The organism is Agrobacterium sp. 16-2014-1-2a (genome assembly GCF_053522705.1).
This window is the reverse complement of record NZ_JBNWBX010000004.1, coordinates 197,936-221,563: the sequence shown is the minus strand read 5'-3', so window position 1 is coordinate 221,563 and position 23,628 is coordinate 197,936. Positions and strand designations below refer to the sequence as shown.

Here is a 23,628-nt window from a genome sequence, read left to right as displayed (position 1 = left end):
ATCATGGCCGATATGAACCCGCGCCTGTCGGATACCAGCAAGTTTCCCGACCCAGTTTACAAGGAAACCGTGCTGCGTCCGCTTTTCGATGGCGCTAAGAACCACCATGTCGACGGTTTCCGCCGCATCGACCGCGCCCATCTGGTCATGCTGCGCGAGACCGGCATTCTCGATGCGGACACGGCAGCAAAAATCGCCGGAGCGCTTGATGACATCGACAGGACCATCAATCCGTCGGAGCTGGTCTATACCGGCGAGGTCGAGGATTTCTTCTTCCTGATCGAAAAGGAGCTGAAAGCCCGCATCGGTGTCGATGTGGCAGGCCGCCTGCACACGGCACGCTCGCGCAACGACATCGATCACACGCTTTTCAAAATCGGCCTGAAAGACAAGATCGACACGCTCACTGCCAAGGCGCGGCTTCTGCTGGCCGCCCTGATCGACGCCGCCGAGCGCAATGAGAAGACGTTGATCGTCGCCTATACGCACGGACAACCGGCCCAGCCCACCACCTTCGGCCACTATCTTTCCGCCGCCATCGAAGTGCTGATCCGGGATATTGACCGCTTCACTGAGGCCCGGCGCATCGTCGATCTCTCACCCATGGGCGCTGCGGCCATCACCACGTCCGGCTTTCCCATCGACCGGGCACGTGTCGCCGAACTTCTCGGCTTTGCGGCACCCTTGCGCAATTCCTATTCCTGCATCGCCGCCGTCGACTATACGACAGCGACCTATGGCGCCATCGAATTGATGTTTCTACATCTCGGCAGGCTCATTCAGGACTTCCAGTTCTGGACGAGTTTCGAAGTCGGGCAGATCTACGTACCGAATTCGCTGGTGCAGATTTCGTCGATCATGCCGCAGAAACGAAACCCGGTCCCGATCGAACATCTGCGCCACCTTGCAAGCCAGACATTCGGGCGGTCAAGGACCATGCTCGACGTGATGCACAACACGCCCTTCACCGACATGAACGACAGCGAGGGCGAAACCCAGGGCATGGGTTACGAAGCCTTCGCCTCTGCCGGCCGGGTGCTCGATCTCCTTGCCAGCCTCGTCGGCAAGATCAGTATCGATCCGGAAAGGGTCGACCAGAATATTCGCCGTTCCTGCATCACCATCACGGAACTGGCAGATTCTCTTGTCCGCATCGAAGACCTGTCATTCCGCCAGGCCCATGAAATTGCCGCAACCGTCGCCAAAAGCGTTGTCGCGCTGAAGGGTGACCTGCCGAACGACGGTTACCAGCCGTTCCGCAGGGCGTTCGAGGAACTGGCAGGACGCGAGACCAGTGTCGATGAGGAAAAGTTTAGGCAGATCGTCTCGCCCGAGCACTTTGTCGCCGTGCGCAGCCGCTTCGGCGGCCCTGCCCCGGAGCCGATGCGCGAGGCGATTGCGGCCTATCGCGACAAACTTGCTGCGTTTGAAGCAGAAGCACAGCGATCCGCCGACTACGCAGCGACAAAAGCCGCTGAGCTTGCAGAGAAATTTACCGCCCTGACGGGAGCGCGATAATGGCGACAATCGAACTCAATCAACTCGTAAAGCGCTACGGCAAGGTGGAGGCAGTCAAAGGCATCGACCTTGCCATTGAAGACGGCGAATTCGTCGTATTCGTCGGCCCTTCCGGCTGCGGCAAATCCACGACACTCAGAATGATCGCGGGTCTGGAAGAGATTTCGGGCGGAACGCTGAAAATTGCCGGAAACGTCGTCAACGAGAAAGAACCGAAACAGCGCAACATCGCCATGGTCTTCCAGAACTATGCGATCTACCCGCATATGACGGTTCGCCAGAACATCGGCTTCGGGCTCTATACCTCAAAGCTCGACAAGGCGGAAAAGAACCGGCGTATCGAGGAGGCCGGTCGGGTGCTCGGACTTGAGGCATTGCTAGACCGTCGGCCCGCGGCTTTGTCCGGCGGGCAGAGGCAGCGCGTCGCCATCGGCCGCGCCATGGTGCGCGATCCCTCAGCCTTCCTTTTCGATGAGCCGCTGTCCAATCTCGACGCCCAGTTGAGATCGCAGATGCGCATTGAAATCAAGCGCTTGCACCAACGTCTTAAGACAACCACCGTCTACGTCACTCACGATCAGGTGGAAGCGATGACCATGGCCGACCGGATTGTCGTGATGAAGGACGGCCATATCCTTCAGGTCGGCACGCCCTCGGAACTTTACGAGACGCCGGTGGACGTCTTCACTGCGCGTTTCATCGGCAGCCCGTCGATGAACCTGCTGCGGGGCAAAAGAACGACGAACAGCGTTACACAGTCTGCCGATGGCGATCTGCTGATTGGCATTCGCCCCCATGATCTGCTGGTTGGAGGAGGCGAGGCAACTCAAGGGTCCTTCTCGCTGGAGGGAACAGTGACAGCCGTGGAGCCGCTCGGCCCGGAAACGCTGGTTCATCTGGACACGCCCACGACCTCGGTCATCGCGACAGCAAGGGGCAAGGCCATTCCCCAGGTGGGTAGCCGCTTGCAATGCGAGGCGCAGGCAGGCGCGCTCTATCTTTTCGATGCCAAGACGGAAAAGCTTCTGGGCCGCGCATGATGACGACAGACACGGAAAAGTCAGCGGTCATCAGTATCGGCCGGATCTATTGCGACCTCATTTTCACCGGGCTTGACGAATTGCCGGTGCTTGGACGGGAGCTGTTTGCCAGCGACATGGAAATCGCCGCCGGTGGCGGGGCTTTCATTGCGGCTGCGCATTTCGCCCATATTGGCCGCACGGCCACGCTGCTGGCAAGGCTCGGCACCGACACCTTCTCACGCGCCATCGGCGAGAAAATGCAGCAAAGCGGTGTAGACCTGCAATTTCTGGAACACTCGGCAGATGCGGGCCCGCAGGTCACCGTCGCGACGGTGGTTGGCCATGACAGGGCGTTTTTGACACGGCGCGCCGGTATCGCCCGGCCATCGACCCTTGATGCCGCCTTTTCGTGGAACGGGGCCTGCCATCTGCACATCGCAGAATTCGCCACACTGCACGAAATCCCCGATCTCGTCGCCCGCGCCAGGGACAGCGGACTATCCGTCTCGCTCGATCCCAGTTGGGATGCCTCGCTGATTTATGACAAAGGCCTGCTCAAGGCGTGCGATGGCGTCGACGTGTTTTTGCCCAACCTCGAAGAAGCCGAGGCGATCACAGGCCATTCTGACCCTGAGTCGGCGACCAGAGCCTTGTCGGGGTCGTTTCCTGTTGTCGCCCTGAAAGGCGGGGCAGAGGGCGCCTGGGTGTCCTCGCAGACAGGCCTACACCATGCGGCGGCGAAGAAGGTACCCGTCGTCGACACGACGGGCGCGGGTGATGCCTTCAATGCCGGTTTCATCGATGCCTGGCTTCGGCAGGCGGACGAGAAGCAATGCCTTGAGGCAGGCGTCGCGGCGGGTAGCCTTGCCGTGCAGGCCACGGGCGGCGCGCCGAGAACGACCGCCGCCGCATAATCCCTGCCAGCGTTATTCCCCGCGTGGAAAACGCTGGTTTTCCTCCAGCACGTTCAAGTCCATGTGGTTGCGCATGTAGCGTTCCGAGGCTTTCTGCAACGGCTGATAATCCCACGGGAAATAGGCGCCGTTTCGCAGCGCCTTGTAGACCACCCAGCGCCGCGCCTGACTTTCCCGCACCGATGCGTCGAAAACGGGCAGCTGCCAGCGTCGGCCGATTTCAGCCGAAAGCGATGACAGCACATCCGCGAATTCAGGATTGCCGGCAAGGTTTATCCGCTCTTCAGGATCCGTCTCGAGGTCGTAGAGCAACGGCGGATCCGCTTCGCAGACTGAGAGCTTGTAACGGCCATCCCTGATAGCGACCAGTGGCGCGATCGAACCTTCGGCGGCATACTCCATCGGCACCGGCCCGCGCTCGCCTGTTCCCGCAGCCAAAGCCGCAAGGTCTTCGCCATCCGTCCAGCGTTTCAGTGAGGTAATATCGAGGCCTGCCAGACCGCACAGCGTCGGTGTGACATCCAGCGTCGAAACCGGCGCGTCGATAAGCGCCGGTTTCCAGCCGGGTGCTGCGATCATCAAGGGCACGCGGGCCGAACCCTCGAAAAAGCACATCTTGAACCACAGGCCGCGCTCGCCCAGCATGTCGCCATGATCGGAGAGGAACAGGATGATCGTGTCCTCCTCCATCCGCGTCGCCTTCAATACGTCGAGAATTTCGCCGACCTTCTCATCGATATAGGAGATATTGGCGAAATAACCGCGCCGCGCCCGGCGTATCTCGTCGGGTGAAATATCGAAGGCCTGATGATCACAGGCTTCCAGCAACCGCTTCGAATGCGGATCCTGCTGCTCGAAGGGAAGCGCCCCTATCTGCGGATCGAGTGCCGGGCAATCCTCATAGAGATCCCAGAATTTCCGCCGTGCCACATACGGGTCATGCGGATGGGTGAAGCTGACGGTCAGGCACCATGGGCGGTCATCGAGCCGGCGCGACAGATCGTAGAGCTTGCGGGTTGCGTGATAGGCAACCTCATCGTCATATTCCATCTGATTGGTGATTTCGGCAACGCCCGCGCCGGTGACCGAACCGAGATTGTGATACCACCAGTCGATCCGCTCGCCCGGCTTGGTATAATCAGGCGTCCAGCCGAAATCCGCCGGATAAATATCCGTCGTCAGACGCTCTTCGAAGCCGTGCAGCTGGTCCGGTCCGACAAAATGCATCTTTCCGGAAAGGCCGGTGTAATAACCAGCTGCCCGCAGGTGATGCGCATAGGTAGGAATATCCGACGCGAATTCGGCGGCATTATCGTAAACCCGCGTCCGGCTGGGCAATTGACCGGACATGAACGAAGCCCGGGCCGGCGCGCAAAGCGGACTTGCCGTATAGGTATTGGCGAAACGGACAGACCGCTCCGCCAACGCTTTCAGATGTGGCGCATGAAGAAAGTCGGCCGGGCCATCGGGAAAAAACGTCCCGTTGAACTGGTCGGCCATCAGGATCAGGATATTGGGACGCGGCATTTCACCCTACAGTCTCAGAGGCCAAGCTTGCCTTTGACGGCATCCGCACCCGGCTTGCCATCCAGCGTGGTAACGCCCTGCAGCCAGCCATCCAGCGATGTCGGATTGGCTTTCAGCCACGTCGCTGCCGCCGCCTTGGAATCCTCGCCACCGAGAATGGAACCCATCAGGGCATTTTCCATGCCGATATCGAATTTAAGGTTCTTGAAAAGCGTCGCCGCATTCGGGCATTGCTGCGGCCAGCCGGTACGGGCAAGTGTATAGACCTCGGCGCCACCGAAATTCGGGCCGAAATAGGCGTCACCGCCGGAGAGATAGGCGATATCGATCTTCTCGTTCATCGGGTGCGGCGCCCATGCTAGGAAGACGACCGCCTTTTTGTCTTTTCCGGCCCGTTCCACCTGCGCCAGCATCGCCTGCTCGCCGGATTCGACAAGCTGCCAGCCCTTCAAGCCGAAATCATTGGCATCGATAATCTTCTGAATGTTCTGGTTGGCGGGTGCGCCCGGCTCGATGCCGTAAATCTTGCTTTCAAATTCGTCAGCGTGTTTGGCAAGATCCGAAAAATCCTTCACGCCCTTTTCGGCCATATAGGAAGGCACTGCCAGGGTGAACTTGGCGCCTTCAAGGTTTTTCGTCATCACGTCGGCCGCCTTGGCGGCGTTGAGGTCGTCAACGAAGGATTTCTGGGCGGGCATCCAGTTGCCGAGAAAGACGTCGATCTCGCCGTTTTTCATGGCCTGATAGCCGATCGGCACCGACAGCGTCTTGACGTCAGCCTCATACCCCAAAGCATCGAGCAGAACCGAGGCGACGCCATTGGTGGCGGTGATGTCGGTCCAGCCGGGATCGCTGAGGCGAATGGTCTTGCAGGCCGCATCATCGGCGGCATAAAGCGGGGTGGAGAAGGCCGCCACGGACAAAAACAGACCGGCGGCGATGCGGTGCATGCGAGAAACGGTTTTCATTGCGGCTCCCCTTTTATTAGTCCAGTTTATTGAACACCACATTGTTTTTGGCTGTGAAGCGGGTATTTTTCGATGACTGATATAAGGAATTTCTATGACAGAGCGGCCGCTCGATCTTGGATGGATGCGCATTTTTACCGAGGTCGCCCGTCGCGGCAGCCTGACGGCAGCGGCGGCGTCCCTGCGGCTGACCCAGCCAGCCGTCAGCTATCAGATCCGCCGGCTGGAAGACGATCTGGGCGTTGCACTGGTGCGGCGTAAACATCGCGGCATCGAGTTGACGGCCGAGGGGCTAAAGCTGTTCGAGATCGTCTCGCGCAATGTCGATGCCATCGATCTTCTGGCCCAGCAACTTCGCAGAACGGAGGAGCGGCAGACAATCCGCCTGCACACGGACTATGCCTTCTCCTCTCTCTGGCTGATCCCACGCATGCATGGTTTTCGCGCGCTCAATCCTGACATCAACATCCAGATCGTCGCCACGCAGGATCCGCTCGGACAGGGCAAACACGACAGCGACGTGATGATCATCTTCGGCACGCGGCAGGATGCCGGCGACGGCGCGGTGCTGCTGCTTTCGGAGAAGGTCACGCCCGTCTGCTCGCCGGCGCTTTTGGCGGAGCAGTCGGCACCAGAAACCGTGGCTGATTTTTCGCGGCTGAAACTCATCCACCTCGAAAATACCTCACAGGCGCACTGGTTCGACTGGGCCTCCTATTTCAAGCATTTCGGCGTGCTGAGAGGCGCGGAAAACGAAAGCGGAGACATCAGCTTCAACAATTACACCATGGTGGTTCAGGCAACGATCGGCGAACAGGGTTTTGCCCTCGGTTGGGCGGGACTGGTCGATCCGCTGGTCGAGGCAGGCGTGCTGGTGACCGCAGGCCCGAGTCTGGATGCGCCGGGTCGCGGCTACTGGTTGCTGAGGCCGAAAAGCAGCGACAGTGCGGTCAGAAAACTCACCGGCTGGCTGATCGACGAGAAGCGTTGACGTGACCAGCCAGCCGGTGATGCTTCCGGCTTAAATCGGGTAATGCAACGGTCCGTCCTGCAGCGTGACCCATCGCAGTTCGGTGAATTCCGCAATGCCCGCCGTGCCGCCGAAACGGCCGTAACCGGAGGCCTTCACCCCACCGAACGGCATCTGCGCCTCGTCGTGAACGGTGGGTCCGTTGATGTGGCAAATGCCGCTTTCGATGCGTCCGGCTACCGCGAGTGCTTTTGCCTGATCCCTGCCGAAAATAGCTGCGGAAAGACCAAACTCGGTTTCGTTGGCGATACTGACTGCCTCGTCGACGCTGCCGGCGCGAATGATGGAAACGACCGGGCCGAAGCTTTCTTCGGAATAGAGCCGCATGGCAGAGGTCACACCATCGACGGCAAGCGCATCCAGCATGGTACCATTGCCGCCTCCGCCGGCCACAAGGCGTGCGCCTTTGGCAACGGCGTCATCGACCAGCGCCCGGATGCGGGACGCGGCCTCGGCGCTGACCAAGGAGCCAAGCGGCATTTTTCCCTCGCGAGGGTCTCCAGCCTTCAGGCTCGCCGCTTTTTTGGCAAAGGCCTCGACAAAGGTGTCGGCAACGCTGTCGAGTACGATGATGCGTTCCGTCGACATGCAGATCTGGCCCTGGTTCATGTAAGCGCCAAAGGCGGCCGCAGCCACTGCCGCATCGATATCGGCATCATCAAGCACGATGAAGGGTGCCTTGCCGCCAAGCTCCAGAAGCGCTGGCTTCAGGTAACGGCCCGCCGTTTCCGCAATGACACGACCGACGCGGGTCGAACCGGTGAAATTCACCCTTCTGACAGCCGGATGGGCGATCAGTGTTTCAACGATTTTCGCCGCATCTTCCGGCGCATTGGAGACGGCGTTCAGCACACCTTTCGGCAGACCTGCCGAAGCGGCGGCCTCGATGATCAGCGCATGGGTGCGCGGGCAAAGCTCCGAGGTCTTCATCACCACGGTGTTGCCACAGGCAAGTGGCGTGGCGATGGAGCGTACGCCGAGAATGACCGGTGCATTCCATGGCGCGATGGACAGAACCACGCCTGCCGGCTGGCGAAGTGCCATCGCCGTGGTTCCCGGGCGGTTGGAGGGAATGATTTCGCCCTTTATCTGGGTCGTCAGGCTGGCCGCCTCGACCAGCATGTCGCTGGCCAGCATCACGTTGAAACCGGCCCAGGCATCCGTCGCGCCAATCTCCTCTTTCATCGCCAGCGCAATCTGCGGCCCGGCATCGCGTAGCGCCTGCGCCGCGGCAAGAAGCAGACGACGGCGTTCGCCGGGCGGCGTTGCCGACCAGACGGGAAAGGCTGCGGCTGCGGCATCGGCCGCACGTGTGGCATCCTCAGGCGTTGCCGCCGCCGCACTGGTTGCCAGGTCCCCGGTGATCGGATTGTTGCGCTCGAAACGCTTGCCGTTTGCGGCTGGGCAATGGTCGCCACCGATGAAAAGATTGACAGTCTGCATAGTCTTCCTCCTGAATTCAGAAAATAGTGGCGGCGGCACCGCCGAAACCCGCCCGTTGCACGGAGGGACGGGAGGAAAGGGCTGCTGCCGTCCCCGCCCCTGTGATCCTTCCGGCCTCCAGCAGATAATCGCGATCGACAAGGGCAGAGCTTCCGCGAACAACCTGTTGCGCCAGCGCAAGGCAGGACAGCGTTCTGCGCTTCATACCATTCATGATTTTCCTCCAACGGCGCAGTAGCGGGATTGCCATTCTCCTCAAGGCTTCCCTGCGCTGATGGAAGTTTAGCAACGACAGGCGCATATAAAATGCACTAATGTAATGCATTATTGTACTTTTGGAGGGTGAATGCCGCATCACGGCCAGATAGCTGCTAACAGGATCGAAACGACGGCGCGCATACTGACTTCGTCCCTGCGCGTGTCGGAGTTCAAGCTGGAACAGGGCGCAGCCCATCTTGTCCTCGTCTCAGCCGGTGAAGCGGAGATCATTCAGGGCGAAAAGACACTTGTGGTTACCGCGCCGGGGCTGGCCTGGCTGCCTGCCTCCGGCCCCGCCGGCCGCCTGCGGCTGAATGCCGGAAGCCGCGGATCACTGCTGAAAACGACCGAAATCGGCCTTGCGCATGCCATGCCAACCGGAACGAGCGCAATCATGGTGCGCAGCACATTGCAGCGCGTTCTGACCCGGACGCTGGCTGAAAAAGACAGCCTAGAACTGGCGGGTTATCTCGACACCATCGCGGATGAGAATTTCCGGTCATCGACAGGATCGGATACGATCATCGCCAGCCTGTTATCCGTCACCCTTATCCGCATCTGCCAGCATGCCATGGCCGACGTCGCGGGCGCGGCTTCCACCGCAGGCAGCCTTACGGAGCGGTTTGTGCTACTTGTCAGTCAGCACAAACGCGACCAATGGGGCGTGGAAGACTATGCGGGTCAACTCGGCGTCAACCGTGAACGTCTTGGATTTGTGGTGCGCAAGGCAACGGGGCTTTCACCACAGGCCTATATTCACCGCGAACTGCTTTCCGAAGCGCGTGACCTTCTTCTTAACTCTTCACTGCAAGTCGCTGAAATTGCGTTTCGATTGGGATTTCAGGATCCTGGGTATTTCAACCGCTTCTTCACCCGCAATGAAGGCACGTCTCCCGGCCGTTTCCGGCGAACGGCGGTGCGCATACAGAACGTAGCACCGCCGTCCTATGCCGCATGGCCTTGATTTCTGCCCGGCGGGTGCAAATCAGGAGCGGCAGAAGAGATAACGGAGCGAAGTGCCGGCCTGTTTGCCCGGCACTCCAACGGGGCGTTAGCGGGCGCTGTCGATAATCTGGCCCCCGTCGGGGGTCAGGCTCGAGCCTGTAATGAACCTCGAATCGCTGCTTGCGAGGAAAAGAGCGACCGGAGCGACATCCTCTTCAGGGGAACCGTAACGACCAAGGGCATTCGTGGGAGCAGGAGCGTCGACGCCCGCACCCCAGGTGTCGGCAACGGGAAGCAGGTTGTTCACGGTGATATTGTCAGGACCCCATTCGCGCGCAGCAGATCTCGTCAGGGCGCGGACGGCCTCCTTTGCAAGATTGTAAGGTCCATACGGCGACATGCCGAGAATACCGGCCAGCGACGCGAAATTAATGATCCGGCCCTCGCCACTGGCCTTCAAGTACGGATAACAAGCCTGCATCATGCGAAGATAGGCGATCGGCCCCATATCGAGGTTTCGTTGCAGTTGCTCGACTGTCAGCTCGAGGATCGGGGAGTGGACGACAGTCGGGTCGAACGCGACATTCACGAGAATGTCGATGCCGCCAAATACCTCCGCTGCCTCAGCCACAGCCCGGGTGATCTGTTGACCATCGCCAAGATCACAGACGATGCCGAGCGCGGTGCCACCACTGGATTGTATCTGACTGACGACCGCGTTCACATTTGCAGGCGTCAAGGACAATACCACGACCTTGGCGCCCTCCCTTGCAAAGAGTTCTGCCGTCGCACGGCCAATCCCTCTGCCAGCGCCCGCCACGATGGCTACTTTTCCGGTCAGTTTTCCCATTTTGATTTCCTTTCGTGATGGATGCGTCAGAGCTGCCGTGCAAGGGCATAGGGGGATGGGACTTCGCGTGCAGCGTTCTGCATGGCGAAGGAAACGACGAGCAGCCCGAGGCCGATGGCGGCAGGCAGTGCGCCGGCAGGTTTGCGGACGCCGATATGTGCAAGGCCGGACAGCAGCAGGTGAAACAGTACCCCCGCATACGCCAGATCGCTGATGGCGACGTTGAACCGCGCAAGGATGGCGATGACGGCGGCGATCTTCACCGCCGTCAGAAGAGGCACGAGGTAGGCAGGGTAACCGAAGCCGGTTATCGTCTCCCTCACCCAGTCGGATTTGACGACGTAGGTGACTGCCGACGCCAGATAGAGCAGGACGAGAAGGGTTGTTGCGACCCAGTAGATGTAGAATGAAGACATGGGATATCCATTGCCGCCGAATGTCTTCGGCAGCTTGATTTGTTCAATATTTTCGTTGTTCCGGAACAGCTTGCGGCTCATGATCCGGCGTTCACATGGAAAATGTGCTATTGAATGAATATGCGCAAGTAGGATGAATTTGGCGTGGTAAGTATGGAAAACCAGACTAATGGCGGTGAAACCATTAACATGCACGAGGAAATGCGTCGCGCTTTCGCGCTGCTTTCCGGCAAGTGGAAGCTCGAAATCATGTGGCTTCTCAACCAGCGGATCTATCGTTTCAACGAGCTGCGCAAAGCCATTCCCGGCATCACACAGCACATGTTGACCTCCCAATTGCGTGAGCTCGAGGCCGATGGACTGGTCTCTCGCACCGTCTTTGCAGAGGTTCCGCCACGCGTGGAATATGAAATTACGGCAAAGGCGAAAGGACTTGGCCCGACCATGGAGGCATTGATGGCATGGTGGAACGAGTACGGCGCGAGCGTTCCGGTTAAGACCACCACCCGTGGACGCAGACGGTCACCGCAAAAATAGATGGATTATTGCGGCCGTTGCGCCGCCGTCCTGTGCCGCCCGATCGGCAGCATCATTGGTTTGCCAGACGTCGGGTCTTCGATGACACGGCTTTCTATGCCGAAGACGTGCCGCACGTTTTCTTCCGTCAGCACCTCCTCCGGCGTGCCGCAGATATGCAGCTTTCCACCGGTCATGGCGACCAGATGATCAGCGTAGCGCGCCGCGAGATTGAGATCGTGCAGCACCATGACGATGGTGGTCTGACGGGCCTGGTTGAGGTCCGTCAGAAGATCCAGCACTTCCACCTGATGGCTGATGTCGAGGAAGGTGGTGGGTTCGTCGAGCAGCAATATCTCGGTCTCCTGGGCGAGCGCCATGGCGATCCATACGCGTTGCCGTTGCCCGCCGGAGAGTTCGTCCACCGGCCGCTCGGCAAGTTCGACCGTATCGGTGGCGACGAGGGCTGCGGCCACGGCCTCATCATCCTGGCGCGACCACCGCGCGAAAAGGCCGTGATGCGGGTGACGGCCGCGGCTGACCAGATCGGCAACGACAATGCCCTCGGGCGCAATCGGTGACTGCGGCAAAAGACCCATCCGTCTTGCAAGTTCGCGCGAGGGAAGACGGTGGATCGACTTTCCGTCGAGCAGGACCTGACCGGCGCGGGGAGAGATAAGCCGCGACATGCTGCGAAGAAGCGTGGACTTGCCGCAGGCATTGGCACCGACGATGACGGTGATCCGTCCGCGCGGAACGACAAGATCCAGCCCTTCGATGATGAGGCTTTCACCGTATCCGGCCGAAAGACGGTTCACGGAAAGGGAGTGGCTGGTCATAAAGAGCCTCCGCTGCGGTTCACCCGCACGATAAGGTAGATCAGATAGGGCGCGCCGAGCGCGCCGGTGACGACGCCGACCGGGTAACGGCCCGGCAGCAGGAACTGGCCGCAATAATCGCCCACCAGCACCAGGGCTGCCCCAACCAGCGCGGCCGGAATGAGCAGCGACCCATTGCTGCCAACGATACGCGCGGCAATCGGCCCGGACAGAAAGGCGACGAAAGCAATCGGCCCCGACACTGCCGTGGCGAAGGCGATCATGCCGACGGCGGCGATAATCACGATGATGCGCGTTCTCCCCACCTGGACCCCAAGCGCCGCGGCCGTATCATCGCCAAGCCTCAATGCCTCGAGATCGCGCGCGCGACTGAGCAGCAGGCCGCCAAAGAGGATGAGCGCAACGAAGAGCGGCAGCGTCTGGGCAAGTTTTGCGCCGTTGACGCTGCCCGTCAGCCAGCGCATCGCCTCCTGCAGCGTCCAGGCCGGTGCAACGGACAGGATATAGGCGATGAAACTTTCGAGCATTGCCGAAACGCCGATGCCGACAAGGATCAGCCGCGTTCCGGCAACCCCGTTGCGGAAGGACAGTAGATAGACCAGCAATGCGACGCCAAGCCCCGCGACGACCGCGAACACCGAAACGAGCGGTCCACTCAGATGCAGGACAACGATGGCAAACACCGCTGCCACGCTTGCGCCGGAACTGATGCCGATAATGTCAGGGCTGGCAAGCGGGTTGCGCAGCATGATCTGGAAGGCGACACCACCCAGCCCGAAGCTCATACCCGCGAGAACGGAGAGCAACGCGCGTGGCAGGCGCAACTGCCCGACCGTGAAAGTGACCCCGGCAATGTCCTCTCCGAGCAGCACCCGCAGGACGTCACCGGGCGGCGTGAAGGATTGTCCCAGCATCAGCGTCAATGCGAAAACCGCGATCAAAAGAGCTGAAAGGGCTGCTATGACAAGGCGACGCCGGCGCTGGCGGTCGTGACGATTGGAAACCAATGTTTCCATGACGGACGTGTGCATGTTCACAGTTCGCGTACCCGCTGACGTCTGACGATCCAGATGAAGAAAGGTGCGCCGACAAGGGCGGTGACGATACCGACATCGAGTTCGGACGGTCGCGCCACGATGCGCCCGACAATATCGGCCGCAAGCAGCAGACAGGCGCCGCCGAGCGCGGAAAATGGCAGAAGCCAGCGATTGTCGACGCCAACGAGCAGGCGGCAGAGATGCGGAACGACCAGCCCAACGAAACCGATTGGCCCGCAGATGGCAGTCGCCGCACCGCAGAGGAGGATAGCTCCAAAGGATGCGATGACTCTCGCGACTACGACATTCTCGCCAAGACCGGCAGCCAACTCATCACCAAGCGCCAGAGAATTCAGCTTGCGTGCCGAAAGAAGGCTGATGGCAAAACCGGCGGCGAGAAACGGCAGCACGGTCTCAATCCGGTCAAAGGTCGCACCACCGACACCGCCGATCTGCCAGGAACGGATGCCGCCGGCAATATCGCTGCGCGGCAGCACGACGGCAATGACGAGTGAGGAGAAGGCGACAGAGGTGGCGGCACCGGCCAGAGCGAGTTTCAGCGGCGTGGCCCCACCGCGTCCGAGCGAGCCGACGACATAAACGAAAACCGCAGCTGCACCCGCCCCGACAATCGCCGTGATGATAAAGGCCTGCGCCGAGGCAATGCCGAACCAGACGATGGCGATAACGACGGCAAGTGATGCGCCCATATTGACGCCAAGAATACCGGGATCGGCAAGCGGATTGCGCGTAACGCCCTGCATGATGGCGCCAGCGAGCCCGAGCGCTGCCCCAGACAGCAGGGCAAGCAGCGTTCGCGGCAGGCGAACCGCGACAGCCGCTTCCGCCACCGTCTCGACGCGACCGGCAAGCGCTGCCGTGATGTCAGCGAACGTGACGTCACGGGTGCCAATCGCCACGGAAAGCGCACATAGCAGCGCCAGAAGCGCCAGCACGGCGCTGAGCCATGCGGTCCGCATGCGGTTGGAGCGGCCACCTGGCAGCACGGCCGGACCTTTGGCAGGCCCTTCCATTGTCATTTCGCTTTACCAGAGGACTTATCCGCTGCTTTCGCCAGAAGATCGGCGTAATCCTTCATAACCCAGGAAATCGACAGCGGTGTGGGATTGGATGCGGTGCCGAGCGGATCACGCCCCAGCATGACGATGGCGTCATCGGCAACGGCGGGCATGCGGGCAAGCAGCGGATCGGCCCGCATCGCCTTGAGCAATGGCTGGCTGCCATAGGTCACGACGATATCGACATCGTCGAAGGCATCGACTCGCTCGGCGCTGACGCCGGCGGCAAATTGCCCCGGTTTCGTCGCCTCCGCCACGCTCTTCGGCGAGGTAAGCCCAAGATCGGTGAAAAATTTCACCCGGCTGTCATTGGCGGTATAAAAATTGACGACACTGAGATTGGTGGCGTCGAGATGGGTGACGAACATCGCAGACTTGCCTTTCAGCTGCGGATGGCCGGCAACCACCTGCGCGATCTCACCTTCGATGCGTTTGATCAGCGCCTCACCTTCCGGCGCCATGCCAAGCCCGGCACTGTTCAGCCGGATCATCTCGCGCCAGTCGGTTGCCCACGGTGACACGGGATAGGCAACGACCGGTGCGATCTGGCTTAGCGTATCGTAGTCGGACTGGCTGAGGCCGGAATAGGCGGCGAGGATGACATCCGGCTGCGTTGCCGCCACGGCCTCGAAATCGATACCATCACCCTCGTCAAACAGAACAGGCTTTGCAGCATCCAATTCAGAAAGCTGCTTCGCCACCCACGGCAGCAATCCATCACCGTCATCATCGCCGAAATTGGCAGCGGCAAAACCGACGGGCACGATGCCGAGCGCCAGCGGCACCTCGTGGTTTGCCCAGGCGACGGTCGCGACACGCTGAGGCTTCCTCGCAATCGTGGTCGTACCGAAGGCGTGTTTGATGACGACGGGATAGCGCGTCGCTTCTTCCGCCGAAGTAATGGCTGGCGCGATCATCGACAGGAAAAACACGAATGCCGGCGCGAGGCAGCGAAACAGGAAAAGCATGGGCGAAGCTCTCAACGGTTCAAAAGTGGACTTGAACTCTCAGCTTCACATGCCCCCGTCAACCCCGGTGAGGAAATGCCGCCACAACAGTGGTGAAATTTCCGGGGTTTTGTACAAAACCGCAAAAAGTTACAATACCGGACAAACTTTCTCAAGTTATTGGGCGCTTCGAGAGCGGGCCGTGGAAGCGGCGATTGGGGCATCAACTTCTGGAATTTAGCAATGAACACTGAAATGAATGGCGTCAACGGCAGGACCGCGCGACTGCGCTACGGGCAGGCAGCCCTTCTTGCCTGCACGGCGCTTGTGACGGTACTGCCCGCTCGTTCGCTGGCGCAGGAGGCCGCCAATACGGGCGGAAGCACGGTTCTCGAGCGCATCACCATCGACAGCGGTGACAATGACCAGAAGTCGATCGTCGCATTCCGCACGACAAGCGGCAGCAAGATGGCAACCGACATTCTCGATACGCCGGCCGCCGTTTCCGTCATCACCGCCAAGGAAATGCAGCAGCGTGGTGTGCAGACCGTGGAGGAAGCCTTGCAATACACGGCAGGTGTGACCACGGATTTCTACGGCTCGGACGACCGTTTCGACTATTTCAAGATTCGCGGTTTCGACGCCTACACCTATCGCGACGGGCTGACGCTCGGCCGTCCCTTCGGCGCGCTGCGCGAAGAGACCTATGCCTATGAACGCGTGGAAGTCCTGAAGGGCGGCAATTCCACGACCTTTGGCGTGTCCGATCCCGGCGGTTCGGTGAACTACTCGACCAAGGTTCCCAAACGCAGCCGCTTTGGTGAGGCCTATGTGACAGGCGGTTCCTATAGCCGCGCTGAAACCGGCTTCGATTTCGGTGACAACATCACCAGCGACGACACCCTGTCATACCGCCTGACCGGCAAGCTCAGAAATGCCGACGCGGAATATGACTATTCCCGCGACGATGAAAAATTCTTCATGGGCGGCCTGACATGGCGGCCCACCGATGCCACCAGCCTCACCGTCGTTTACGATCATCTCAACAAGGACGGCGTTCCCGGCGGCGGCGGCCATCCGGTCGGCTCGCATTTCGACAGAAGCCGTTTCTTCGGTGAACCGGACTATAATTACCGCGGCACCAACCGCAATTCGCTGAGCGTGATGTTCGACCATGATTTCGGCTCTGGCCTGACGCTGAGTTCGAACGCGCGGTACAGCAAGGCAAATACCGATTTCGGTTATGCGTATATCTCGTCCACACCGACCGATGGCTCGACCATCGCCAACCGTTCCTATTTCGGCAACGAGACCGAAACCGAGAATTTCCTGATCGACACCCGGCTGCAATATGACGCGACGTTCGAAAGCGTCGAAAGCCGCAGCCTTGTCGGCGTTTTTTATAACGACTACTCGTCCGGCAGCAAAAGCTACTTCGGTCCTGCGCCAGGCATCAACTGGCTGAACCCGGTCTATACCGGTGCGCCCGCTTCGGTGCCGCTCTACGCCAGCTCGTTGACGGATCAAAAGACAAGGGCACTCTACCTCCAGCAGGACCTGACCTTCTTCGACAGGCTTACCGTCAGCGCCGGTCTGCGCAATGACTGGATCGACACCGACCAGACCAACAGGCTGAACGGCACGACGGCAAGCGGCGACATCAGCGAACTGACAAAGCGCATCGGCGTATCTTACAAGGTCACGAACGAGATCGCGCCCTATATCAGCTACGCCGAATCCGTGGTGCCGGCCTCGGGCCTGACCGTCGAGCCCGAACGCGGCGAGCAGATCGAGCTTGGCGTGAAGTATCGCCCGGATGCCTTCCCTGCCCTGTTCACGGCATCGATCTACGACCTCAAGAAGAACAATATTACCGTCACCAGCCCGATCACCAGCCTGCCCACCACCATCGGCGAGGTGCGCGTGCGCGGTCTCGACCTCGAGGCCAAGGCGGAAGTTACCGACGAGCTGAGCCTGACGGCGGCCTATTCCTATCTCAACGCGGAAATCACCGAAAACGGCATCGCTGGCAATGTCGGCAACCGCCCGCAATTCGTGCCTGAACATCAGGCCTCGCTTTGGGTAAACTACACGCTGGCCGGCAACGACAAACGCGGCGACATGACCTTCGGGCTCGGCGGACGCTTCACCGGCTCGTATTATTTTGATGACGCGAACAAGGTTTCGACCGGCAGCAGCGTGACCATGGACGCAGCGTTCAGCTACAAAATCCAGGAAACCACCTCGCTGGAGGTGAATGTTTCCAACCTCTTCAACGAGAAGCACGTCTCTTATGGCGGTTTCGGCGCAGACTTCTACAACCCCGGCCGAGCGTTCTCAGCTACGCTGCGCAAGACGTGGTGAGGGTAAGTATATCCCTACTTTTCAACATACTACGTAACCATCCTAACGTTCCACGTCATCCCCTGGGGTGACGTAGAACGAAGCTCGAGGCATGCGCCGAACCCGCTCCGCATAGACGGCAAGGCGCCCGTTCAAAGCAGCCTGTGCATGCGCCGCCAGGCGGCTGGCGTATTGCCCACGGACTGGCGGAAGGCTTTGGTCAAATGGGCCTGATCGGAAAAGCCTAGCTGGGCGGCAATATCGGCCACCGTGAGATCGCCTTCGAGCAACAGTTTCTGGGCAAGGCTTATCCGCCGCTCCAGTTGCCATTGCAGCGGCGTCTTGCCCGTTGTCTGGCGGAACACCGTTGCGAACCAGCTTTCCGAAAGCCCGACGATGTCGGCCATTTCTGCAACCGTCATGCGGTCGTCACCGCGGCTTTCGACACGGGCAAGCAGCTTGTTCATCTGCGCCTGCGTCAGCCTGCCATTTACCTGTTCCGGCGAAGATCCGGGAATATCGAGAAGACCGGCAACGATGCTGCCAACAAGGCTTTCCGCATAGACCGCATGTTTCGAAGGCTCGGCGAGTTCATCGACAAGCAGTCCAGCCAGTGTTTCGACAGAGCCGATATCCTGTATCTCGACCGGGCGGCGCAAGGCTGTCATCGCCGCCGAACTGCCGACCGATGGCGACAGGAAACGCAGCAGACGGTCCTTGTGGATATGCAGATTGAGGTGCGAAAACCTGTGCGTAGCATTGCTGCTCGTCCACATCGGCACACCGGCCGGCACATAGACCGCCCGCGTCATGGGGCGGGAGTGCTGCGTGAACTCGCCGTCGCGGTTGGAAATGCTGATGCGCGACGAGACATCGTTGAAAAATATCATGATACGTGGATCGGCGGCCAGGTAATAACCCTTCGCGCCCATCTGGCTCTCTGCCTCCCAGAAGGCGCTGACGAGCCCGTCCAGCTGGCGCCATTTGACCGGCGCAGTGACGCTGATCCCTTCCGTGTGCCAGGTCATGGAGTGCCAGAAACTCAATGCGGGTACCGTTCAGTTGTCGAGCCGAGGTTGAAGCCATGTAAGACATGCGCGTCACGATAACGGCGCCGCACGCTCCACCATATGAGGCCGCAATAACATGACTTATCAATTCATGTTAATAGCAAAGATGGTTGTAATGCAAAACATTGCTGTGCTGGCAGACGATCCCGCTCCAATGTGAGCCTTGGAACCTCTGCCCCGACCAGCCGTTTGATCTCCAGACAAATGAAATCACGAAGGGAGATCACTATGAACGACAAAAAGGAACCCGGCGATTTCGCCGACAAGAAGCGCGAAGAGCAGGGCCGCGGCGTCATCGTCGCTGGGCCGGATGCGCATGAGAATGAAAAGGGCGGCAAGGCGCCGGGGGATAGTGGCGAAAAGCCATCACCCGGAAAACCGGTTCCATCCTCAGACCGCAGATAGAAAATTGCCCCTCCCTGATCGCTCAGGGAGGGGCTTTTTGGACTAGTCAGCCTTATCAGACAAGGTCAAAACGGTCGGCGTTCATGACCTTCGTCCAGGCGGCGACGAAATCACGCACGAACTTTTCCTTGTTGTCGTCCTGCGCGTAAACTTCCGCATAGGCACGCAGGATGGAGTTGGAGCCGATAACGAGGTCCACGCGGGTCGCCGTATATCGGGTTGCTCCGGACTTGCGATCGCGAATCTCATAGAGATTGCCGCCGGTCGGAACCCAGGAAAAGGCCATATCCGTCAGCGTTGTGAAGAAATCGGTGGTGAGAGCACCTGGGGTCTGCGTGAACACACCATGCGCTGCGCCGCCGTAATTGGCGCCAATGACGCGCAGGCCACCGATGAGAACTGTCAGTTCCGGCGCCGTGAGGCCCAGAAGCTGAGCGCGGTCCAGCAGCAGTTCTTCAGGGCTGACGACATAGTCCTTCTTCACCCAGTTGCGGAAACCATCCGCCAGCGGCTCGAGCGGGGCAAAGCTGTCTGCATCAGTCTGCTCGGCTGAGGCATCGCCACGACCGGGTGCAAAAGGCACGGCGACATCGAAGCCGGCTGATTTCGCCGCCTGCTCAACACCGTGGTTGCCGGCGAGAACAATGACATCAGCGATGCTGGCGCCGGTTTCACGGGCAATCGGCTCCAGCACCGAAAGCACATGGGCCAAACGGGCGGGCTCGTTGCCTTCCCAGTCCTTCTGCGGGGCAAGGCGGATGCGCGCACCATTGGCGCCGCCGCGCTTGTCCGAGCCACGGAAGGTACGGGCGCTGTCCCATGCGGTCGAGACCAGATCGGCGACCGCCAGACCGGAAGCGGCGATCTTTGCCTTTACGGCAGCGACATCGTAGCTCGTGGAACCTGCCGGGATGGGATCCTGCCAGATCAGGTCTTCTGCGGGAACATCCGGGCCGAAGTAGCGGGACTTCGGGCCCATGTCGCGGTGGGTCAGCTTGAACCATGCGCGGGCAAAGACCTCGGAGAAGTGGTCCTGGTCATCCTTGAACTTCAGCGAAATCTCGCGGTAGATCGGATCGACCTTCAGGGCCATGTCGGCATCGGTCATCATCGGGATGGTGCGGATCGAGGGATCCTCGACGTCAACAGGCTTGTCCTCTTCGGCAATGGTGATCGGCGCCCACTGGGACGCGCCAGCCGGGCTGTGCGTCAATGTCCACTCATGCTTGAACAGCATGTCGAAGAAGCCGTTGTCCCACTTGGTCGGTTCGCTTGTCCAGGCACCTTCAATACCGGACACAACGGTGTCACGGCCGATGCCGCGACCCTTGGTGTTGATCCAGCCGAGGCCCTGAAATTCGGGGCCTGCTGCTTCCGGATCGGGGCTGAGGTTGGCGGCGCTGCCATTGCCGTGCGACTTGCCGATGGTGTGGCCGCCTGCGGTGAGCGCAACGGTTTCTTCGTCATCCATGCCCATGCGGGCAAAGGTTTCGCGCATCTGCGCGGCTGTCGCAAGCGGATCGGACTTGCCGTTGACGCCTTCCGGATTGACGTAGATGAGACCCATCTGCACGGCGGCAAGCGGATTTTCCAGCGTCTCGGGCTTGGTCACGTCACCGTAACGACCATCGCTCGGTGCCAGCCATTCCTTTTCGTCACCCCAATAGGTGTCTTTTTCGGGAGCCCAGATATCCTCGCGGCCGAAGGCGAAACCGAACGTCTTCAGACCCGCGACATCATAAGCGATCGTTCCGGCAAGCGCGATGAGATCGGCCCAGGAAATCTTGTTGCCGTATTTCTTCTTGATCGGCCACAGCAGGCGGCGGCCCTTATCGGTGTTCACATTATCAGGCCAGGAATTGAGCGGTGCAAAGCGCTGGTTGCCGGTGTTGGCACCGCCGCGTCCGTCCGTCACGCGGTAGGAACCGGCTGCATGCCAGGTCACGCGGGCCATCATGCCCACATAGCTGCCCCAGTCGGCCGGCCACCAGTCCTGGCTTTCCGTCATCAGGGCGCGCAGATCAGCCTTCAGGGCTTCCACGTCGAGCGTCTTTAGCGCTTCGCGGTAATTGAAGGAGGTGCCGAGCGGATTGGTCTTGGTGTCGTGCTGATGCAGGATATCGAGGTTCAGCGCGTTCGGCCACCATTCGGTAACCGATTTACCGGAGGCCGTATTGCCTCCATGCATGACGGGACACTTGCCAGCCGGTTTTGAAGTTGCGTCCATTTCGCCCTCCGATGGGTTTAGTAATTAAACGACATAGTCAATTCGACATGCGCAGCATGTTGGAACCACAGCCCACAGCAGGTCATTCTTACGGAAACCGCGCAGTGACGCTGGTGATACCGAACAGCTACATCCTCTTTCTGTCATGACGATGACTAACAGCCGGGTTCCATAATTTCCAATTGTATATTCTAAAGGCTGCGATATGCTCAGCTTATGATTGGACTATCGATGAAACACCTGCGTTATTTCGACGCCTTGGCGAAGATCGGCCATTTCGGGCGGGCGGCGGAGGCATGCGCCATTTCCCAGCCAGCACTTTCGCTACAGATCAGGGAACTGGAAGAGCTGATCGGCGCGCCGCTCGTCGAACGGGGCAGCCGCCAGATCAGGCTGACCGCTCTCGGCGATGAATTCGCCGAACGCACCCGCCTGATCCTGCGTTCGGTGGATGAATTGCAGGATTTGGCGAGGGCAAGGCACGGCCCGCTCAGCGGCCGCCTGCGCATCGGCGTGATTCCAACGGTCGCGCCCTATCTTTTACCGCAGGTCATCAAGACGCTCACCCGGCATTATCCGGGACTGGAAACGCGCCCGCGCGAGGCGGTGACACAGAAACTGATCGAGGACCTCCTGGAAGCCCGGCTGGACATGGCAATCGTCGCGCTTCCGGTATCTGAAGCGTCGCTGGAAGAGGTTCCGCTGTTTTCCGAGGAATTCATTCTGGTCCGGCCGATGGAGGATGCGGGGATGCCGGTGCCGAGTGCCGGCAAGCTCGGTGAAATGCGCCTACTGCTGCTCGAGGAAGGCCATTGTTTCCGCAATCAGGCACTGTCTTTCTGCAGTACAACGAACGCGCCGCCGCGCGTGCTGATGGAGGGCAGTTCGCTCTCGACACTGGTCCAGATGGTCGGCGCCGGCATCGGCGTCACGCTCATTCCGCAGATGGCTGTCGATATGGAAACGCGGCAATCCACCGTCTCGGTATTTCGGCTGGCAGAGCCAAGACCATCCCGCACCATCGGCATGGTGTGGCGCAAGAGCAATCCGCTCTCGGCGCAGTTTACCCACATTGCCGAGATCGTCCGCGAATGCGGCCTGCAAAAACTCGGCCGTGTTGCCGATGCAGCGGCGTGACGGTGTCGAGGGCCAACTCGGATCTGCGGCCTCAACTCTTCGCAGCACTCCCAGCTTTGCCCTCGCAAAGCCGGCCGGCCATGGCAAAAAAGGCAAGCTTCATCTTGCTGCGTTTGTCCGCGCCCTCGAGGGTTGAAACCGGCACCTGAAAACCGAACACGTCGTCCGGCTCAGCGGAACGTTCCCGCCAGAATGCGTCTATGTCGGAAAGCAACATTCTCTGCCGCCGCGCGCGACGATAATTGATCGGATGTCGGGCGTGGGAGACTGCGAAATAGGAACCCGCTTCCGTCTCGATTAGGCCTTGCAGCAGCATCAAAACGGCATCTTTCGGGCGAAGACCCGCAAGGTCGCGCGTTACTGCCACCATCTCCTGCTTTGCGGAGCGTGGCCCCTGCATGCCGCCAACAGCAATCGTCCTGTACCCGCCCCCATCCTGCGTCACGAAGATAAACTTCGTCGTCCACAAGGTGACGTCGTCACGGGTTCTGATCAGCCGAACCGCGAGAGCGCCTTCGTGGCGGCCGCCACATAAATCCGCAAGAGCAAGCGTGCAGCGATATTCGTAAGCACGGCCGCCTATGGTGCCGATTTCGATCGTTTTTCCACTCCAGAGCGCAGCCATAACATCTCTGGAAAAACAACCGCTGGCGATGACGAAATTCTTCATGAGAAAATCCAGCCGTCTTCCATAGGAGATTTTGCCGACGAGGAATTTCGACAGGGGTTTCTGAAGAAGCTCGTCATGCGGCGGTGGCAGTTTTTGCGTCGCCGAGAATCGGGACAGAAACCGCCACCACCGCAGGGTTACAAGCGGATGAGCCAAAAAACGCATCCAGAAAAGGAAGCCCCGTTTCCAGTGGGCGCGCATAACGAAGGTCGCAACGCTCCAGGCCAGGGGAAAACGGAGGAGTTCCAGCCCATCGCCAGTCATGGTTTGCGCAGCGATGACCGGCTCGGGTTTCGCCGAGTTTTTTTCCGCAGCGAATGCGGCGATTTCAGTATGCGACATCGTAAAATTCCGGGGAGTATGACTGTTTGGACTGGGGCGTGGAGTGATTTGGCCGGGACTGTGCGCGCCCAGGATGAACCGAATATGAAATCGGATTGGTGCTCTGCTGCGATTATTGGCGCTGC

The 23,628-nt window shown here is 59.9% G+C and carries 22 protein-coding genes; 9 read left to right on the top strand and 13 right to left on the bottom strand.

Annotated features, from left to right (window positions below; translation table 11 throughout):
• The first annotated feature begins 3 nt into the window (after positions 1 to 3).
• Genes argH through ACQZ45_RS15180 form a run of 3 tightly spaced genes read left to right on the top strand, consistent with a single transcriptional unit; the run spans position 4 to position 3,454 of the window.
• Positions 4 to 1,518 carry an argininosuccinate lyase gene (argH, locus tag ACQZ45_RS15190; protein ID WP_421439852.1) on the top strand — a complete coding sequence of 505 codons (1,515 nt, stop codon included), beginning with the start codon at positions 4 to 6 and terminating at the stop codon, positions 1,516 to 1,518.
• Positions 1,518 to 2,558, top strand: a complete 1,041-nt coding sequence (locus ACQZ45_RS15185) for an ABC transporter ATP-binding protein (protein ID WP_448742338.1) — start codon at positions 1,518 to 1,520, stop codon at positions 2,556 to 2,558. Before argH ends, ACQZ45_RS15185 begins: the two co-directional genes overlap by 1 nt.
• Positions 2,555 to 3,454, top strand: coding sequence for a carbohydrate kinase family protein (locus ACQZ45_RS15180; RefSeq protein ID WP_174003802.1), 900 nt, complete (start codon positions 2,555 to 2,557; stop codon positions 3,452 to 3,454). Before ACQZ45_RS15185 ends, ACQZ45_RS15180 begins: the two co-directional genes overlap by 4 nt.
• A gap of 12 nt (positions 3,455 to 3,466) precedes the next feature.
• Here the strand turns inward: ACQZ45_RS15180 and betC are convergent, their stop codons facing one another.
• Both betC and choX read right to left on the bottom strand, forming a co-directional pair.
• On the bottom strand, positions 3,467 to 4,981 hold the full coding sequence (gene betC, locus ACQZ45_RS15175; protein ID WP_112295970.1) for a choline-sulfatase: 1,515 nt from the start codon (positions 4,979 to 4,981) through the stop codon (positions 3,467 to 3,469).
• A gap of 14 nt (positions 4,982 to 4,995) precedes the next feature.
• Positions 4,996 to 5,949 (bottom strand): choline ABC transporter substrate-binding protein, encoded by a 954-nt coding sequence (gene choX / locus ACQZ45_RS15170; protein WP_111809831.1) that lies wholly within the window; start codon positions 5,947 to 5,949, stop codon positions 4,996 to 4,998.
• A 94-nt stretch (positions 5,950 to 6,043) separates the two neighbouring features.
• Between choX and ACQZ45_RS15165 the strand changes: the two genes are divergently transcribed.
• Complete coding sequence (locus tag ACQZ45_RS15165) at positions 6,044 to 6,940, top strand: choline sulfate utilization transcriptional regulator (protein WP_004431240.1); 897 nt, start codon at positions 6,044 to 6,046, stop codon at positions 6,938 to 6,940.
• A 30-nt stretch (positions 6,941 to 6,970) separates the two neighbouring features.
• Here the strand turns inward: ACQZ45_RS15165 and ACQZ45_RS15160 are convergent, their stop codons facing one another.
• Positions 6,971 to 8,422, bottom strand: coding sequence for an aldehyde dehydrogenase (locus ACQZ45_RS15160; protein WP_065688559.1), 1,452 nt, complete (start codon positions 8,420 to 8,422; stop codon positions 6,971 to 6,973).
• A 16-nt stretch (positions 8,423 to 8,438) separates the two neighbouring features.
• Positions 8,439 to 8,636, bottom strand: a complete 198-nt coding sequence (locus ACQZ45_RS15155; RefSeq protein WP_448742337.1) for a hypothetical protein — start codon at positions 8,634 to 8,636, stop codon at positions 8,439 to 8,441.
• 132 nt (positions 8,637 to 8,768) lie between these two features.
• Here ACQZ45_RS15155 and ACQZ45_RS15150 point away from each other — a divergent pair, with 132 nt between their 5' ends.
• Positions 8,769 to 9,644, top strand: coding sequence for a helix-turn-helix transcriptional regulator (locus ACQZ45_RS15150; protein ID WP_421476213.1), 876 nt, complete (start codon positions 8,769 to 8,771; stop codon positions 9,642 to 9,644).
• 87 nt (positions 9,645 to 9,731) lie between these two features.
• Here ACQZ45_RS15150 and ACQZ45_RS15145 read toward each other — a convergent pair whose 3' ends face one another.
• Both ACQZ45_RS15145 and ACQZ45_RS15140 read right to left on the bottom strand, forming a co-directional pair.
• Positions 9,732 to 10,475: an SDR family NAD(P)-dependent oxidoreductase gene (locus tag ACQZ45_RS15145; RefSeq protein WP_004431234.1), complete on the bottom strand. Its 744-nt coding sequence runs from the start codon at positions 10,473 to 10,475 to the stop codon at positions 9,732 to 9,734.
• Positions 10,476 to 10,501: 26 nt separating this feature from the next.
• Positions 10,502 to 10,891, bottom strand: coding sequence for a DoxX family protein (locus tag ACQZ45_RS15140; protein WP_025594944.1), 390 nt, complete (start codon positions 10,889 to 10,891; stop codon positions 10,502 to 10,504).
• A gap of 153 nt (positions 10,892 to 11,044) precedes the next feature.
• Here ACQZ45_RS15140 and ACQZ45_RS15135 point away from each other — a divergent pair, with 153 nt between their 5' ends.
• A complete protein-coding gene (locus ACQZ45_RS15135; RefSeq protein ID WP_035200376.1) occupies positions 11,045 to 11,428 on the top strand; it encodes a winged helix-turn-helix transcriptional regulator in 384 nt (127 codons plus the stop codon).
• Between the two features lie 5 nt (positions 11,429 to 11,433).
• Here ACQZ45_RS15135 and ACQZ45_RS15130 read toward each other — a convergent pair whose 3' ends face one another.
• From ACQZ45_RS15130 to ACQZ45_RS15115, 4 genes are read right to left on the bottom strand one after another with little or no spacing between them, the layout of a single operon-like run.
• On the bottom strand, positions 11,434 to 12,246 hold the full coding sequence (locus ACQZ45_RS15130; RefSeq protein ID WP_313594710.1) for an ABC transporter ATP-binding protein: 813 nt from the start codon (positions 12,244 to 12,246) through the stop codon (positions 11,434 to 11,436).
• A complete protein-coding gene (locus tag ACQZ45_RS15125) occupies positions 12,243 to 13,277 on the bottom strand; it encodes a FecCD family ABC transporter permease (protein ID WP_448742336.1) in 1,035 nt (344 codons plus the stop codon). Before ACQZ45_RS15125 ends, ACQZ45_RS15130 begins: the two co-directional genes overlap by 4 nt.
• Positions 13,278 to 13,279: 2 nt before the next feature.
• Positions 13,280 to 14,323, bottom strand: coding sequence for a FecCD family ABC transporter permease (locus ACQZ45_RS15120; protein ID WP_448742335.1), 1,044 nt, complete (start codon positions 14,321 to 14,323; stop codon positions 13,280 to 13,282).
• Positions 14,320 to 15,330, bottom strand: a complete 1,011-nt coding sequence (locus ACQZ45_RS15115; RefSeq protein ID WP_448742334.1) for an iron-siderophore ABC transporter substrate-binding protein — start codon at positions 15,328 to 15,330, stop codon at positions 14,320 to 14,322. Before ACQZ45_RS15115 ends, ACQZ45_RS15120 begins: the two co-directional genes overlap by 4 nt.
• A 222-nt stretch (positions 15,331 to 15,552) precedes the next feature.
• Between ACQZ45_RS15115 and ACQZ45_RS15110 the strand changes: the two genes are divergently transcribed.
• Positions 15,553 to 17,673 (top strand): TonB-dependent siderophore receptor, encoded by a 2,121-nt coding sequence (locus tag ACQZ45_RS15110; protein ID WP_065688551.1) that lies wholly within the window; start codon positions 15,553 to 15,555, stop codon positions 17,671 to 17,673.
• A 131-nt stretch (positions 17,674 to 17,804) separates the two neighbouring features.
• On the opposite strand, the gene ACQZ45_RS15105 is transcribed toward ACQZ45_RS15110, so the two are convergent.
• Positions 17,805 to 18,698, bottom strand: coding sequence for a helix-turn-helix domain-containing protein (locus tag ACQZ45_RS15105; RefSeq protein ID WP_198927936.1), 894 nt, complete (start codon positions 18,696 to 18,698; stop codon positions 17,805 to 17,807).
• Between the two features lie 252 nt (positions 18,699 to 18,950).
• Between ACQZ45_RS15105 and ACQZ45_RS15100 the strand changes: the two genes are divergently transcribed.
• The gene (locus tag ACQZ45_RS15100; RefSeq protein ID WP_004431216.1) at positions 18,951 to 19,127 is read left to right on the top strand and encodes a hypothetical protein; all 177 of its coding nucleotides are present in this window, start codon (positions 18,951 to 18,953) and stop codon (positions 19,125 to 19,127) included.
• Between the two features lie 55 nt (positions 19,128 to 19,182).
• Here the strand turns inward: ACQZ45_RS15100 and katG are convergent, their stop codons facing one another.
• Positions 19,183 to 21,354 carry a catalase/peroxidase HPI gene (gene katG, locus ACQZ45_RS15095; RefSeq protein ID WP_060642599.1) on the bottom strand — a complete coding sequence of 724 codons (2,172 nt, stop codon included), beginning with the start codon at positions 21,352 to 21,354 and terminating at the stop codon, positions 19,183 to 19,185.
• Positions 21,355 to 21,570: 216 nt separating this feature from the next.
• On the opposite strand from katG, the gene ACQZ45_RS15090 reads away from it, so the two are divergent.
• Entirely contained in the window at positions 21,571 to 22,491 is a 921-nt protein-coding gene (locus tag ACQZ45_RS15090; protein ID WP_013761123.1) for a hydrogen peroxide-inducible genes activator, read from the top strand.
• A 31-nt stretch (positions 22,492 to 22,522) separates the two neighbouring features.
• On the opposite strand, the gene ACQZ45_RS15085 is transcribed toward ACQZ45_RS15090, so the two are convergent.
• A complete protein-coding gene (locus tag ACQZ45_RS15085) occupies positions 22,523 to 23,503 on the bottom strand; it encodes a DUF535 family protein (RefSeq protein WP_112152740.1) in 981 nt (326 codons plus the stop codon).
• Between the last annotated feature and the right edge of the window lie 125 nt (positions 23,504 to 23,628).